The sequence below is a fragment of the Flavobacterium tagetis genome (assembly GCF_016735615.1).
In the GTDB taxonomy this organism is placed as follows: domain Bacteria; phylum Bacteroidota; class Bacteroidia; order Flavobacteriales; family Flavobacteriaceae; genus Flavobacterium; species Flavobacterium tagetis.
The window spans coordinates 218,189-233,262 of sequence record NZ_JAERSF010000001.1 but is presented as its reverse complement, the minus strand read 5'-3'; the positions used below and the strand labels follow the sequence as shown (position 1 = coordinate 233,262).

The following is a 15,074-nucleotide window of genomic DNA, read 5'->3' as shown; positions in this document are numbered from 1 at the left end:
AAGTGAAATTTCCAATCGGTACCAGCGATTTGAAATTCCACTTTCTGTTCCAAAAAAAAAGTGACAAAAAATTAAAAAGCTCTCTATTAGAAAACCTTGCCTAAACTAAAAATTATTCATAACAATATTAGAACAAAATAATAGAGCGGCTATAGGTGTTTTTACCTGTTTTTGTAAATGGTCAAAGATTTTGAGTAATTGAGTTGCAAAGGTTATTGTAATACCGTTTTTTTAAGTTCGATTACACCTTGAATATATTTTATTAATTCTTCTTTGGTAACAGCAAAAGGAGCTTTTTCTGCCTCGTATTCCAAATATAAATTAGCAATGCTTTCGGCATCTAGATTTTGAGCAAGATAATGATGCTCTGTATATTGTATAAGATGATCTACAAAAAGTTCGCGCTGTTTTCCTTTTTCAATCGTTTGTAGATCGCCTTCTTTTATTTTTTCGATTACAGATTCTGGCAAGTCTATGGTCAGGTACATGCAATCTACAGCAACTTTCGAAAGCATTTCTTTGGGGACTCTTCCTGTTGCATCGCAGTACGCGCATGGCGCAGGACTCCATTTTAATTGACGGTTTAAACGGCGGATATCATCCCAATCAACAAATCTTTTTCCAAGGCATCTCGGGCATTTTGTAGTAGATCTTTTAAAGAAATTAAAAATGGTCATTGGTTTATAAATAGCTTAGGGGATTGCTTATTTGGCGAATTTAAATAATTAAGTAGGAAAAGTTGCTTGGTTCGTCATTTTTTTTAAGAAAATAATTAACAAAATAAAGAAATAGGGTAGTCGCTGTAGATTTAAAACAAATTAAAATAATGATTTTTAGAGTTTGAAATACCAGTAATTATTGGGAATATGGAGTTTTTATGGTGCATTAGGATTGAGCAAAAAAAGAAGCTTTTCATTTGTATAAAAATGATTTAATAGAAAAAGCCCAACATAAAAAAGATGAGCTTTTCAAAAATTATCTAATTGTCCAAATTGACAAATTATCTAATCGAAAGATTATTTAGCAAAATTTGATACTTCCTTCCCACAGGAATAACATCGCCATTAGACATAGTAAGATTTTTAGCAGTAATGGCAGAAATTTTAGTCGTATTTACTATAAAAGACCGATGTACTTGTATAAAGTGCGTACAATCAATTTCAGCACTTACACTGGCAAGAGAACCGTAAATGACAATCGGAGATTTTAATTTGCAGTTGTACAATTTCATATAATTTCCTAAACTTTCGATATACAAAATATCAGAAAGAGGTGTTTCAATTGCTTGTCCGTTGGAACGGTAAGAAAGTACTTTTTCGTCGTCGCTGTTTTCTTTTTTAAGATTATTTCCTGAATGATACGTTTTAGCTTTTTCTATCGCCTTTGAGAATTTATCAAACGAAATCGGTTTTAAAAGATAATCAATAGCATCGTTTTGGTAGGCTGAAAGTGCATAATCGGAATAAGCCGTTGTTACAATTGTAAGCGGACGTTTGGGTTGCAGTTCCATCAATTCTACACCAGAAATGACAGGCATATTAATGTCAAGAAAAATAATATCATATTGGTTTTCGTTAAGCAGTTTTATGGCTTCCATACCATTAAATGCGCTTCCGGAATGTTCCAGTTCGTCAAATTTGGAGATGTGCGAAATCAAGGCTTTATGTGCCGGCGATTCATCATCGATTATCAGACAGCGGTAGGTAAGTGCCATATACTCAATTTTACAACAAACATATTTTTTTCTTTTTTACAGCTTAAAGTGTGTTTTAAACCATATACTTCCAAACGTCTTTTTAGGTTTTCAATTCCGATTCCTGTACTCGAAAGCCGTGATTCTGTATCTAAACAATTGTTTTTAAGAGTAAAACATAAACTTCGGCAATTTACTTTCAAATCCAGATTAATAAATGGTTTGGCCGTTTCGGCAGAAAACTTTACTGCATTTTCTACCAAGGGCAAAAAGAACAAAGGCGGGATTTCGATTTGATCATGCACTCCTTCAATATTTTGCGTTACAGCGAGTCTTTCGTTTCTAAACGTATAGTATTCAATATATTTTTTAATAAAAGCAATTTCTTCCTGCATTAAAACAAAATCTTTTTTTGAAGCTTCGATCTGGTAGCGCAGCAAGTCTGAGAGATTCAGGATTCTGTCTGGAACTTTTTCTGGTTCTGCCAAGGCTTCTCCGTAAAGATTATTCATGGCATTTAGTAAAAAATGCGGATTCAGCTGCTGTTTTAAAAATGAAAGCTCCGACTTAAAATTCATAATATCTTTATCGGCCTGACTCATTTTTTTACTGATTACAATATGCAGAAAATAGAAAAAACAGCCATTTATGATAAGTGATACAATTTGAAGAGTTTTTAAATTTCCTAATCCGACAAGCGGAAAAAACCAATTCATAAAAAAGTAAAAACCAGTCCAATAAATGGCAAGAAGTGTAAAAAAGATCTTAAACCTTTTGTGGAATAAAAAAGGATTAATGATACAGATATTAAAAACCGTAATCCAGACAATACAAGGGAAATATCCCATAGCAATTTTACTGAGAATATAAGACCAGCTATGCCCATCGAGTCTTATTTCGTCGTAAATACAGGCCAAAATAACCAAATAAACAAGTGTATTTACGATTAAGTTTCGTAGAAAAAAATTCTGGTAGATTTTTGCAATTGTCATAGCGGCAAAAATAATATAATCCTATAGTTTGTAAGCATTTATCAAGAATAATTTATACCAACGCCATTCGAATAAATCATACGCCATTGATATAAAATTGCTATTAAAATAAGGATTTCTCTATTATTTTTGAGCTTGAGTTTCTATAATCTTTTTAATAAAAAATAAAAATGTACCAGTTTAAAGAATTACAAGAAGCAGAGAAGATTGTGGAAATTTTTAAAACAAATGTCCAGAAAGAATCTGATCGAGATTATATTATAACAATGATGCAAAATCAGTTTCCAGATTGTAAAATTAATTTTGATTTGGAGGATTGCGACAAGATTTTAAGAGTAGAAGGTTTTGATTTGCAATATGATAAAGTTGTTAGTCATTTGTACGGTTTAGGCTTTACTTGTGTACGATTAGAATAAATTGCATTTTTTATTTCTAAAAAACAGGTGTAAATACGCTAACGTGTTTGTATTTTTTGTAAGTATTTTGTGTAATAATTCTAATTTTTAAAATAAATCTGGAATGTTAAGTTTTATACTTTCTATTTTTCTTTTTCTTCTCGAACAGTTAGTCTGATTGAACTGTTTTTTTTGAACTGTTTTTCTAATACCTTTTTATCAGCTAAAAGGTCTGTTCTTTTGCGTATTATTTTTCTAATTTTACGCCATGAAAAAAGCATTCCAACTCTTCGATTTTAGCCAGAAAGTTAATTATAAAAACGAAATTTTAGCAGGTTTAACTGTAGCAATGACCATGATTCCAGAATCGTTGTCGTTTGCTATTTTGGCTGGATTTCCACCATTAGTTGGTTTATATGCCGCTTTTATTGCAGGATTAGTCACTGCTATTTTTGGCGGAAGACCGGGAATGATTTCGGGCGGAGCGGGAGCAACGGTAATTGTTTTGATCGCTTTAATGAAATCGCACGGAATTGAATATGTTTTTGCTGCCGTCGCTCTTGGCGGTGTTGTTCAGATTTGTATAGGACTTTTTAAACTTGGAAAGTTTATTCGATTAGTTCCTCAGCCTGTAATGTTTGGTTTTGTAAATGGTTTGGCTGTTGTAATTTTTATGTCGCAACTGGAACAGTTTAAAACCGTTGTCAATGGACAGGTTTCTTGGCTTCAAGGAACTCCATTATATATTATGTTAGGTCTAGTTGCTTTAACAATTGCTATAGTTTTAATTTTTCCGAAGATTACAAAAGCCGTTCCAGCATCTTTAGTCGCTATTATGGTCGTTTTTGCAATCGTAATTGTTTTTAATATCGAAACCAAAACGGTTGAAGATATTGCTTCGGTTCAAGGTGGATTTCCTCCATTTCATATTCCGAATATTCCATTTTCTTTCGAAACTTTAAAAGTGATATTTCCGTATTCGGTAATTGTTGCCGCTGTTGGTTTGACAGAAGGTTTGCTTACGCTGAATTTGGTTGATGAAATTACAGGAACAAGAGGAAACAGTAATAGAGAATGTATTGCACAAGGAAGTTCAAACATTTTAAACGGTTTTTTCTACGGAATGGGAGGGTGTCCAATGATTGCACAGACTTTGGTAAATCTTGGAGCTGGTTCTAGAGCCAGACTTGCGGGAATTATTGGCGCTTTGACTATTTTAATGATTATTCTTTTTGGTGCACCCGTAATTGGAAAATTGCCAATGGCAGCATTGGTAGGGGTTATGATGATGGTAGCCATTACTACTTTTGAATGGGCAAGTTTCAGGATTATAAACAAAATGCCAAAACATGATATTTTTGTTGGAATTCTAGTAGCTTTAATTACAATTGTATTGCATAATCTGGCTTTAGCAGTTTTAATTGGGGTAATTATTTCGGCTTTGGTTTTTGCTTGGGAAAGTGCCAAAAGAATTCGCGCAAGACACTATATTGACGAAAACGGAATAAAACATTACGAAATTTTCGGACCATTATTCTTTGGCTCAACTACTGCTTTTTTAGAAAAATTTGATATCCAGAACGATCCTGATCATATTATTATTGATTTTAAAGAAAGTCGTGTTTCTGATATGTCAGCAATTGAAGCTTTAAGTAATATTACTAAAAAGTACAATCAGATAAATAAAACAGTTGAGTTGCAGCATTTAAGCGCCGATTGCAGACAATTATTAAAAAATGCTGATGCTGTTATTAAAGTTAATGTTATTGAAGATCCTACTTATAAGGTGGTGTCTTGATAATTGTTAATTGTTAATTGTGAATTATTAATTGTGAATTAATTCAAATCGATTTTCTGTAGAGATGCGCTGCAGTGCATCTACGCAATGTATATCAAAAAATAAACCCGACAGTTTTTTAAAACCTGTCGGGTTTGTTGCATTTATAGGTTTGTCAGGCTGAGCGGAGTCGAAGCCCACGTGCCAATTGGAGCGCCCTTCGACTTCGCTCAGGTTGACATTCAATCCCTTAGCAAATTTTCTAATTGCCAGATTATCTAATTAACGAAGCATCGATTTTACGTCGCTAAACTTTCCGTCAATTTCTCCCACTTGTAAACCTAAAATATGAGCAATTAAAGGATAAACTGAAACATTCTGAAACGTTTTTACTTTTTTATTGACTTTAAAAGCTGGACCTTTTGCATAAAAGATGGCATGCATATCTTTTTCTTCATTGTCATAGCCATGCGTTCCTCCATTTATATGCGTGCTTTCTTTGCTTACTAAACTCCAGCCTTTATCAGCTTCAATAACAAAATCATGGACACGAGGATTTGTTCCATAATGCAATCTTTTTGGGACTTCAGTCGATTTCCAAAATTTAATATGAGGCACTTTTTTCAAAGCATTTGAAATAGAATCTTGATAGCCTGGTTTTGCCTGTAAACTCATAATAGGGTTAATTACGTCTTTATAACCTAACCATTCTGGTTTTAAATAATCTAACACCGCTACTTTTTTATCATTGCTAATAGTGGCCATTCCGTGGTCTGAAACAATAATCAAATTGATTTTTTTTCCAATAGGCAATTGATCTAGTCTTCTAGATATTTCTCCAATAATTGAATCCATTTTGATCACTGTTTTTTCAGTTTTTGGAGAAAGCGGACCAAAATTATGCCCGGTATGATCTGGTTCGTCGAAATATAAAGTCACCAAATGAGGACGCTGTTTTTCTGGAAGCTGCAGCCATTTCATAACGGTATCAATTCTTGCTCCATACGGAATCTTGCCATCATAATTTTTGAAATAACTTGGGTTTCTTTTGTCAATATCAGAACCTGGCCAAAAGAAAGAGGCTGTTTTTACGCCTTGCTGTTCAGCTAAATTCCAAATCGGATTTCCGCCATAAAATCTCGAATCATTTTTTGCATTGCTTGATAATGAAAAAGACTGATTCAAAGAAGCATCATAAAAAACATTATTAATAATTCCGTGATGATCTGGATAAAGCCCCGTTACAATTGAATAATGATTCGGGAAGGTTTTACTCGGATAAGAAGGTTTCATTGATTTAGCATGAACGCCCTCTTTCTCAATTTGTTTCAGATTAGGAAGATTATACATCTTCCCATAATCCCAGCGAAAACCATCCATAGAAACTAAAACTACGTAATTGTTTTTGCTATTTTGGGCTTGTAAAAAAGTAGTAAGAAGTAAAAATGTAAAAGATAAAAAGTGAGTTGTGAATTTTCTCATTGTGCAATTTTAAATAGAACCGCAAAGGTATAGATAACAGATTTTTTAAAGAAAAAGAGAATGTTAAATAAAAAAGATAGCCACGACTTGACTGAGGAGATTAGCCACGAATTCACGAATTATTTTATAATCTTTAGCTATATTTTTACTAGCCACAGATTACACAGATTAAAAGAATTATAATCTGTGATAATCTTTTTAATCTGTGGCAAAAAAAATAAACACACAGAATTGAAAATATAATTTGTGAATTCGTGGCTATCAAAAAAAAGCGCCAGATAAAAATCCAGCGCTTTTAAGTTTTAAGAAGAGAATGAATTACATCATTCCTGGCATTCCGCCTCCCATTGGCATTCCGCCTCCGGCATTTTCTTCTTTAATATCAATCAATGCACATTCTGTAGTTAAGATCATTCCAGAAACAGATGCAGCGTTTTCAAGAGCTACACGAGTTACTTTCTTCGGATCGATAATTCCTGCAGTAAGCATATCTACATATTCATCAGTTTTTGCGTTGTATCCGAAATCACCTTTTCCTTCAGAAACTTTAGCTACAACAACAGAACCTTCAAGACCAGCATTTTCAACGATAGTTCTTAATGGAGCTTCAACAGCGCGAGAAACGATTTGGATTCCAGTTGCTTCGTCAGCGTTATCAGCTTTTAAGTCAGCTAAAGCAAGTTTAGCTCTCAATAAAGCAACACCACCACCAGCAACGATTCCTTCTTCTACAGCAGCACGAGTTGCGTGTAAAGCGTCATCTACTCTGTCTTTTTTCTCTTTCATTTCAACTTCAGAAGCAGCACCAACATAAAGAACCGCAACACCTCCAGCTAATTTAGCTAGACGCTCTTGTAATTTTTCTTTATCATAATCAGATGTAGTAGTTTCCATCTGACCCTTAATTTGGTTCACACGGTTTTTGATGATATCCGCTTCACCAGCACCACTTACGATAGTTGTGTTGTCTTTATCGATAGAAACTCTTTTTGCGTTTCCTAACATTTCGATAGTTGTATTTTCAAGAGTATAACCTCTTTCTTCAGAAATTACAGTTCCACCAGTTAAGATTGCGATATCTTCTAACATTGCTTTTCTTCTGTCTCCAAAACCTGGAGCTTTTACAGCAGCAATTTTAAGAGCACCTCTTAATTTGTTTACTACTAATGTAGAAAGAGCTTCTCCGTCAACATCTTCAGCAATAATCAATAATGGTTTTCCTGATTGTGCAACTGGCTCTAAAACTGGAAGTAATTCTTTTAAAGAAGATACTTTTTTGTCATATAATAAGATGTATGGAGAGTCTAATTCAACTTCCATTTTCTCTGGATTAGTTACGAAGTAAGGAGAAAGGTATCCTCTGTCAAACTGCATTCCTTCAACAACGTCAACAAAAGTATCAGTTCCTTTAGCTTCTTCAACAGTGATCACACCTTCTTTTCCAACTTTAGCGAAAGCTGTAGCGATTAATTCACCAATAACTTCATCATTGTTAGCTGAGATAGAAGCAATTTGCTGAATTTTATCAGAATCGCTTCCAACAACTTTAGCTTGTTTTGCTAAGTCAGCCACGATAGTTTCAACAGCTTTGTCGATACCACGTTTCAAGTCCATTGGATTTGCACCTGCGGCAACGTTTTTAAGACCTTCTTTTACGATTGCTTGAGCTAAAACTGTAGCAGTTGTAGTTCCGTCACCAGCTAAATCATTGGTTTTAGAAGCAACTTCTTTCACCATTTGCGCACCCATATTTTCTAATGCGTCTTTTAATTCGATTTCTTTTGCAACAGAAACACCATCTTTAGTAACTGTTGGTCCACCAAATGATTTTCCGATAATTACGTTACGACCTTTTGGTCCAAGAGTTACTTTTACAGCATTTGCTAATGCATCAACACCACGTTTTAATCCGTCACGTGCTTCAATATCAAATTTTATATCTTTTGCCATTTTAATTTTTGTTTAAAGTTTGATTTGTTTCAAGTTAAATGAAGTTCTTAGTACTTCGTACTTAATACAATATTTTTAGATAATCGCTAAAATATCATCCTCGCGCATGATTAGATAATCAGTGCCTTCTAATTTTAATTCAGTACCTGCATATTTTCCGTAAAGAACAGTATCACCAACTTTTACAGTCATTGTATGATCTTTAGTTCCGTTTCCTACTGCAACTACAGTTCCTTTTTGTGGTTTCTCTTTGGCAGTATCTGGAATAAAAATACCTGAGGCAGTTTTAGTTTCAGCTGCAACAGGCTCAATAAGTACGCGGTCTGAAAGCGGTTTAATGTTTAAAGCCATGATTTTATATTATTATAAGTTATACGATTTTTTTCTGTTCTATAAACTTCCAGAAACTGTGCCATGCTAGAAAAACTGACATTATTTCTTAAAAAAAATGCCAGCTTTGACAGGCTGGCATTAAATTTTATATAGAGCTTCTATTATTTAGCTGGTGCTGGAGTTGCAGGAGCTGGTGTAGTTCCTTGCGCTGGAGCTGCAGGTGCATTTACAGGAGCTTCAGTTTTGTCAATAATTTTAGATTCTGTATCGCTTAAAGATCCAGAGAAGCTTAAGCTTGAAAGTAAAATTAGCACAATTAAAACAGTAGCTAAAGTCCAAGTACTTTTATCTAAAAAGTCAGTTGTTTTTTGTACTCCACCTAACATTTGAGTTCCACTGATAGTAGACGACAATCCGCCTCCTTTAGGGTTTTGTACCATGATAACGATGATCAATAGAAAACAAACTATTGTAATTAAAACTAAAAAAATTGAAAATGTGCTCATTACTTAATTATTGTTATTGTTATTTTGTTGTAAAATCTTTATATCCGATATGCGGTCTGCAAAGAAAGTAATTTTTTCTGGATATTTCAAAATTAATATTTCATATGCTTGAATTGCTTTTGTATATTTCTTTTGTTCCAGATAAACTCTAGCCAAAGTCTCCGTCATTAAATACGAATTGTCTTCTACAGAGGTCTCAATTTGAACTGCTGGAGCACTGTTGCCAGGTTTTATTGGAGAGATTTTTGGATTGTTTTCGATAAATTTATCGATAATTTCAGCCTTTTTTTGTCTCTCTTCTTCTTTCGCAGCTTCAATTTTAGCTTGTTCTTCTGGAGAAATTTCGTTTGAGCGGTCAATAGGTTCTGTTCTAGATAATTGCAACCATTCTTGGAACGAATGTTTTTCGCTAAGAGAAAAATCCAAAGGTTTTCCGATTTCTAAATGTTCTGCGGCTGTCTTTGCGGGTTCATTAGGCTCTTCTTCTTCGATTATTTCTTCAATCGGTTGTTCATTTTCTTCTATGATTTGCTCTTCTTCTTTATCCTCAGATTGCAAAACTTCGAGAATCTCTTCTTTTGGTTCTTCAGGCGTTTTTGTTTCAGCTTCTTTGATTGAAGAAAGAATAGATCGTTCAACAGAATTCATTTTAAATTCAGGAATAATCATTTCTTCGATAACGCTGTCATCTTCGTCTTCTTCGGTCGAATTTAGAACAGGATCTTCTGTAATAGGCTCAGCTTTTATTTCTTCAGTTTTTGAAGGTTGTTCGGCAGTTGCGGCTTCTGATTCTTTAATTGAGCTTAAAATAGAATTTTCAATACGATCAAATTTATGCTCTTCAACTGCAATTATAGATTCAGGTATAGGCACAGAAGGAGTTTCAGCAACTTTTATAGAACTTAAAATAGAGTTTTCTATACGGTCAATTTTAGATTCCTCAGTTTGTACTGATTCTGAAAGTAGAGTTGTTTCAACTTCTTCTACATCATTAGAAATATTAGATTCAACAGACTCAATTTTCTGTTCTATTTCTTCTACTACAGGCTTTTCAAAAGTTACAGTTTGTGCTTCTTTTATTGCAGCAAAAATAGAAAGATCTATTTCTGGAAGTTGTTTTGGCTCTTCTTTTATTATTGGTTTTTCAAAAGTAACAGAATGCGCTTCTTTTATTGCTAGAAAAATAGAAGGATCTATTTCTGGAAACTTTTTAGGCTCTTCAATAACTACTATAGGTTCTTGAAGTTTTATTTCTTCAGTTTGTATAGGTTCTTCAGCTTTTACAATTTCTTCAATTTTTACAGATTCTATAACCGAAGACGTTTCAGCAGAAGTGGCTTGTACATCTTTAATTGCATCTGAAACAGGCTGTTCTTCAATGTCGGTTTTTATTTCAATTGCTTTCTGAATTTGCTCTGATGAAATAATTTCACTGTCAAAAACAGTAATTTCTAGAAGATCTCTCAGTTTTTGTTCGTAAAAATCATTTTGAATAGAAGTGAAAGCCTCAGAAGTTATAAAATCAAATAAAACAGAACGATCAGCTGTATATGCTGCGGTAACTTTCAAAGCATAATTATACTTAAAACTGTTCTGATTGTAAAGCCCTTTTAATCGCAATGCGCGTGCACTTTGAAAATACGGAAATTCATTCAAAACACTTCCTAATGCGTCCGCCTGCTTTTCTGTAATAGCATCGGGTTTGTTCATTAAGTAGGTATAATCGCTAACGTTCATTATTTATTTTTTGTTTTATCGGTTAATTGTTTAATAGTTTATTTGTTTTTGGTTGTTTTATCGATTAAACGGTTTTACGATTAAACAAACAGGTAAAATTACCATTTTGCCAATGATTGATTAAAGATGTCTTGGGTGATTCTCTCAAAAATTACTCTGATAGCTTCGTTTAAAACAGATCCTGTTGGAAGGTCTCGTCCAGGGAAATCATAATAGAATTCAAAAGATTTTTCAAAATCATCAGTTTCTTTTCTTTTGTTTGTGAAACGAACATTGACACGAATCGATAAACGGTTTTGTGCAGCTTGCTGATCTGCAGTTGCTGTCATCGGAGTTATTCGGTAGTCTGTAATTTCACCTTCATAAACTAAATCACCGCTATTGCTAACTAAGTTTAAGTTAGTCTGATTCATTATCAAATCCTGTAAAGCCAATGTAAAAGTTCTATCGATTCCTGGTTCAATTAAGTCTGCATTGTTTTGAAAAAAGTTAACTTGAAATGTTTTTGCATCAATTTTTCCAGTTCCTGTAAAATTATAAACAGAACAGCCACTCAACATAAAAAGGCTTAATAAGGCGAAAAGAGAATATATTTTTTTCATAATGTATATTGGAAAAAATCCAATGTTTAAAGTTTCAAATTCCAATTGTGGTCAAATATAATGATTGGGATTTGGAATTTAGAAATTGTAATTTAATTATTTTTATAGATCGAATTGTTTGATTTTACGGTATAAAGTTCTTTCAGAAATACCCAATTCATCTGCAGCTGCTTTACGTTTTCCTTTGTTTTTTTCTAATGATTTTTTGATCATTTCGATTTCTTTTTGTTCCAAACGCAAAATTTCTTCTTCTTCGATAGTTTCAGCAAACAAGTAATTGTCATCCTGCATTTGATAATTGTCTTCTCGAACAGAAGGCGTTGTCATAACAGCTGTTCTTGGTTCTTCTTCAAAATCAATTTCGCTGTCGTTTTGCTGATTTCCGTATATTTTCTGAATTAGATTCGGATTAATATCTTGTACTTTAGAAGTTCCATTTTTCATCAATTCTAAAGTCAGTTTTTTCAAATCGTTCAAGTCGCTTCTCATGTCAAAAAGCACTTTGTACAAAATGTCTCTTTCTGTGCTAAAGTCACTTTCTTTTTTGCTGTCGTTAATAACAGAAGGCAGATTGCTTCCTTCGGCTGGCAAGTAAGATTGTAAAGTAGCAAGACTAATATCACGATTGGTTTCTAAAACAGAAATCTGTTCTGCCACATTTCGAAGCTGACGAATATTTCCGCTCCATCTGAATTTTTGTAAAAGCTGAACAGCATCATCATCTAGTCTTAGCGGTGGCATTTTGTATTTATGAGCAAAATCGGCTACAAATTTTCTGAATAACAAATGAATATCGTCGTTTCTTTCTCTTAAAGGAGGTAAAGTAATTTCAACAGTACTTAAACGATAATATAAATCTTCACGGAATTTACCTTTTTCAATAGCATTAAATAAATTCACGTTTGTTGCCGCAACAATTCTCACATTGGTTTTCTGAACTTGAGACGAACCTACTTTTATAAATTCACCATTTTCTAAAACACGAAGTAATCTTACTTGAGTTGTTAATGGTAATTCTCCAACCTCGTCAAGAAAGATTGTTCCGCCGTCTGCCACTTCAAAATAACCTTCACGAGTGCTTGTTGCGCCTGTAAAAGCTCCTTTTTCGTGTCCGAAAAGTTCACTGTCAATAGTTCCTTCTGGAATTGCGCCACAGTTTACGGCAATATATTTTCCATGCTTTCTGTGCGAAAGTGAATGTATAATTCTAGGAATATTTTCTTTACCAACACCACTTTCCCCAGTTACCATAACCGAAATATCAGTTGGAGCAACCTGAATGGCTTTTTCGATAGCACGATTTAATTTCGGATCATTTCCAATAATCTCAAATCGCTGTTTTATTGCTTGAACTGTTTCCATGTATATTTTTTTCTTTTGCCACAGATTAAAATGATTAACACAGATTACCTAAATTATAAAATATATCTTTTATATTGTAGAGATTTTGTTTGAAAATTTACAAGCAATCCTACTTCTGAGTCTGATAGTTTTATGTAATTTAAAATCTGAGCAATATGTTCATTTGAAAATTCTTTAATTGCTTTTACCTCTAAAACAATGTCTTCATCAATAATAAAATCTGCATAAAATTTATGAGGTAAAATAGTTCCCTTATATTCAATTGAATATTCCTTTTCTCTTTCAAAAGGAATATTATTTTCTTTAAACTCTAATTCTAAAGCATCTTTGTAAACGACTTCTAATAATCCTGGGCCAAGATTTCGGTGCACTTCCATGCAGATTCCAATAATCTTGTAAGTATCTTTTTCTCTATAATGTTGCATAAGTATTTTAATTTTGGTACAAAATTAAAAGTAAGAAAAATATTAAAAAAAAATCTTTTTAATCCTTTTAATCTGTGGCAAAAAAAAAACTTAATTCATGCTGCTAAGCCCAACCGCTTCACCTTTTAAAGTTCCACTTGTACAGCTTGTAATTTTTACGTTTACGAAATCTCCAATTTTATAATTCTCTTTTGGAAAAACTACCGTTATGCTTTGCGAGTTTCTTCCAGAGAATTCGTCTTTAGACTTCTTAGAAACTTTTTCTACTAAAACTTCAACTGTTTTACCAACAAATTCCTCACTTCTAAACCAAGCGTGCTTTTGCTGTAAATCGACAATTTCTTGCAATCTTCTGGCTTTGGTCTCTTCTTCAACATCATCCTTCATTTTTCTTCCAGCCAAAGTTCCAGGACGTTCAGAATACGAATACATATAACCAAAATTATATTTTACATATTCCATTAAGCTCATTGTATCTTGATGATCTTCTTCAGTTTCGGTTGGGAAACCAGCAATCATATCTTGTGAAATCGAAGCATCTGGAACAATAGCTCTAATTTTGTCAATCAAAGCCATGTATTCTTCACGAGAATGCAGACGATTCATTTCTTTCAAAATTCGGTTACTTCCAGACTGAACTGGCAAGTGAATATGTTTACAAATGTTTGAATATTTCGCAATAACATGTAAAATACTCTCATGCATATCCTGCGGATTTGAAGTCGAAAATCGAATACGCATTTTGGGAAAACCAGCAGCAACCATTTCAAGCAATTGATCGAAATCTACTGCAGTTGCTTTTTGCATTTCAGAAGCGTTTACAAAATCTTTTTTCAAACCACCACCGTACCAAAGATAGCTGTCAACGTTTTGACCTAAAAGTGTAACTTCCTTATAGCCATTATTCCATAAATCCTGAATTTCATTCATGATACTTTGAGGTTCACGGCTACGCTCACGTCCTCTCGTAAAAGGCACAACACAGAACGTACACATGTTATCGCAACCGCGAGTAATTGAAACCAAAGCTGTGATTCCGTTACTCATTAAACGAACTGGCGAAATATCTCCGTAAGTTTCTTCTTTTGATAAAATTACATTAATGGCGTCACGTCCTTCTTCAACTTCTGCCAATAAATTCGGAAGATCTTTGTAAGCATCAGGACCAACAACAAGATCAACTATTTTCTCTTCTTCCAAAAACTGACTTTTCAAACGCTCAGCCATACAGCCCAAAACACCCACTTTCATTTTCGGATTCGTACGTTTTACTGCGTTGTATTTCTCTAAACGCTTACGAATTGTTTGTTCAGCTTTGTCACGAATAGAACAGGTGTTTACCAAAACCAAATCAGCTTCTTCAAGAACTGAAGTTGTGTTATATCCTCCGTCAGACAAAATGGAAGCCACGACTTCACTGTCCGAAAAATTCATCGCACAGCCGTAACTTTCTATAAATAGTTTTTTAGTATTCTCAGGTTTATTTTCCAAAACAAGACTTTCGCCCTGTTTGCTTTCTTCAATAATCTTTTCCATTGTAAAAATTCAAAGTGCAAAGATAGCGTAATTGAAACGAATATGACAAGATGTCAGATAAAGAATTAACAATGTTTTGAGAATTATTGATAGAGGATTCATTTGCAGACTTTAGTCAGGAAAAATATAAGAGAAATTAACAATTAACAATTCATAATTATTTAGAAGCTATTTCCAGCTTTCCACTACTTGTCCTCATAAAAAAAGCAAAGTTTCTAATGTTGCAAAAAGAGCTTCCGTTGGTCGCTTTTTTCCAACAAGAAACTTTTGCTTTTTTTACTCCG

14 protein-coding genes are annotated in these 15,074 nt (G+C 33.6%); 2 read left to right on the top strand and 12 right to left on the bottom strand.

All coding sequences use genetic code 11. The annotated features are described in order from the left end of the window. Nucleotides 1-212 precede the first annotated feature (212 nt). From JI750_RS01035 to JI750_RS01025, 3 genes are all read right to left on the bottom strand, one after another. Nucleotides 213-677: a hypothetical protein gene (locus tag JI750_RS01035; RefSeq protein WP_201998370.1), complete on the bottom strand. Its 465-nt coding sequence runs from the start codon at nucleotides 675-677 to the stop codon at nucleotides 213-215. Between the two features lie 323 nt (nucleotides 678-1,000). After that, entirely contained in the window at nucleotides 1,001-1,714 is a 714-nt protein-coding gene (locus JI750_RS01030; RefSeq protein WP_201998368.1) for a LytR/AlgR family response regulator transcription factor, read from the bottom strand. After that, entirely contained in the window at nucleotides 1,690-2,685 is a 996-nt protein-coding gene (locus JI750_RS01025) for a sensor histidine kinase (RefSeq protein ID WP_201998367.1), read from the bottom strand. The genes JI750_RS01030 and JI750_RS01025 overlap by 25 nt, the downstream gene beginning before the upstream one ends. A gap of 170 nt (nucleotides 2,686-2,855) precedes the next feature. On the opposite strand from JI750_RS01025, the gene JI750_RS01020 reads away from it, so the two are divergent. Continuing rightward, nucleotides 2,856-3,101, top strand: a complete 246-nt coding sequence (locus tag JI750_RS01020; RefSeq protein ID WP_201998366.1) for a hypothetical protein — start codon at nucleotides 2,856-2,858, stop codon at nucleotides 3,099-3,101. A 247-nt stretch (nucleotides 3,102-3,348) separates the two neighbouring features. Further along, nucleotides 3,349-4,878 carry a SulP family inorganic anion transporter gene (locus JI750_RS01015; protein WP_201998365.1) on the top strand — a complete coding sequence of 510 codons (1,530 nt, stop codon included), beginning with the start codon at nucleotides 3,349-3,351 and terminating at the stop codon, nucleotides 4,876-4,878. A gap of 261 nt (nucleotides 4,879-5,139) precedes the next feature. On the opposite strand, the gene JI750_RS01010 is transcribed toward JI750_RS01015, so the two are convergent. The 9 genes from JI750_RS01010 to miaB all read right to left on the bottom strand — a co-directional run bounded on the left by JI750_RS01010 (nucleotide 5,140) and on the right by miaB (nucleotide 14,790). Further along, on the bottom strand, nucleotides 5,140-6,339 hold the full coding sequence (locus JI750_RS01010) for an alkaline phosphatase family protein (RefSeq protein WP_201998364.1): 1,200 nt from the start codon (nucleotides 6,337-6,339) through the stop codon (nucleotides 5,140-5,142). Nucleotides 6,340-6,657: 318 nt separating this feature from the next. Continuing rightward, on the bottom strand, nucleotides 6,658-8,289 hold the full coding sequence (gene groL / locus JI750_RS01005; RefSeq protein ID WP_111365082.1) for a chaperonin GroEL: 1,632 nt from the start codon (nucleotides 8,287-8,289) through the stop codon (nucleotides 6,658-6,660). A 75-nt stretch (nucleotides 8,290-8,364) separates the two neighbouring features. Further along, complete coding sequence (locus JI750_RS01000) at nucleotides 8,365-8,640, bottom strand: co-chaperone GroES (RefSeq protein ID WP_008467105.1); 276 nt, start codon at nucleotides 8,638-8,640, stop codon at nucleotides 8,365-8,367. Nucleotides 8,641-8,783: 143 nt separating this feature from the next. Further along, nucleotides 8,784-9,128 (bottom strand): preprotein translocase subunit SecG, encoded by a 345-nt coding sequence (gene secG / locus JI750_RS00995; protein WP_201998363.1) that lies wholly within the window; start codon nucleotides 9,126-9,128, stop codon nucleotides 8,784-8,786. 3 nt (nucleotides 9,129-9,131) lie between these two features. Beyond that, the gene (locus JI750_RS00990) at nucleotides 9,132-10,865 is read right to left on the bottom strand and encodes a tetratricopeptide repeat protein (protein WP_201998361.1); all 1,734 of its coding nucleotides are present in this window, start codon (nucleotides 10,863-10,865) and stop codon (nucleotides 9,132-9,134) included. A 98-nt stretch (nucleotides 10,866-10,963) separates the two neighbouring features. Then, nucleotides 10,964-11,467: an LptE family protein gene (locus JI750_RS00985; protein WP_201998359.1), complete on the bottom strand. Its 504-nt coding sequence runs from the start codon at nucleotides 11,465-11,467 to the stop codon at nucleotides 10,964-10,966. 102 nt (nucleotides 11,468-11,569) lie between these two features. After that, nucleotides 11,570-12,829, bottom strand: coding sequence for a sigma-54 interaction domain-containing protein (locus tag JI750_RS00980; protein WP_201998357.1), 1,260 nt, complete (start codon nucleotides 12,827-12,829; stop codon nucleotides 11,570-11,572). Nucleotides 12,830-12,882: 53 nt separating this feature from the next. Continuing rightward, entirely contained in the window at nucleotides 12,883-13,254 is a 372-nt protein-coding gene (locus JI750_RS00975; protein WP_201998355.1) for a GxxExxY protein, read from the bottom strand. 90 nt (nucleotides 13,255-13,344) lie between these two features. Continuing rightward, nucleotides 13,345-14,790, bottom strand: a complete 1,446-nt coding sequence (miaB, locus tag JI750_RS00970) for a tRNA (N6-isopentenyl adenosine(37)-C2)-methylthiotransferase MiaB (protein ID WP_201998352.1) — start codon at nucleotides 14,788-14,790, stop codon at nucleotides 13,345-13,347. Nucleotides 14,791-15,074 lie beyond the last annotated feature (284 nt).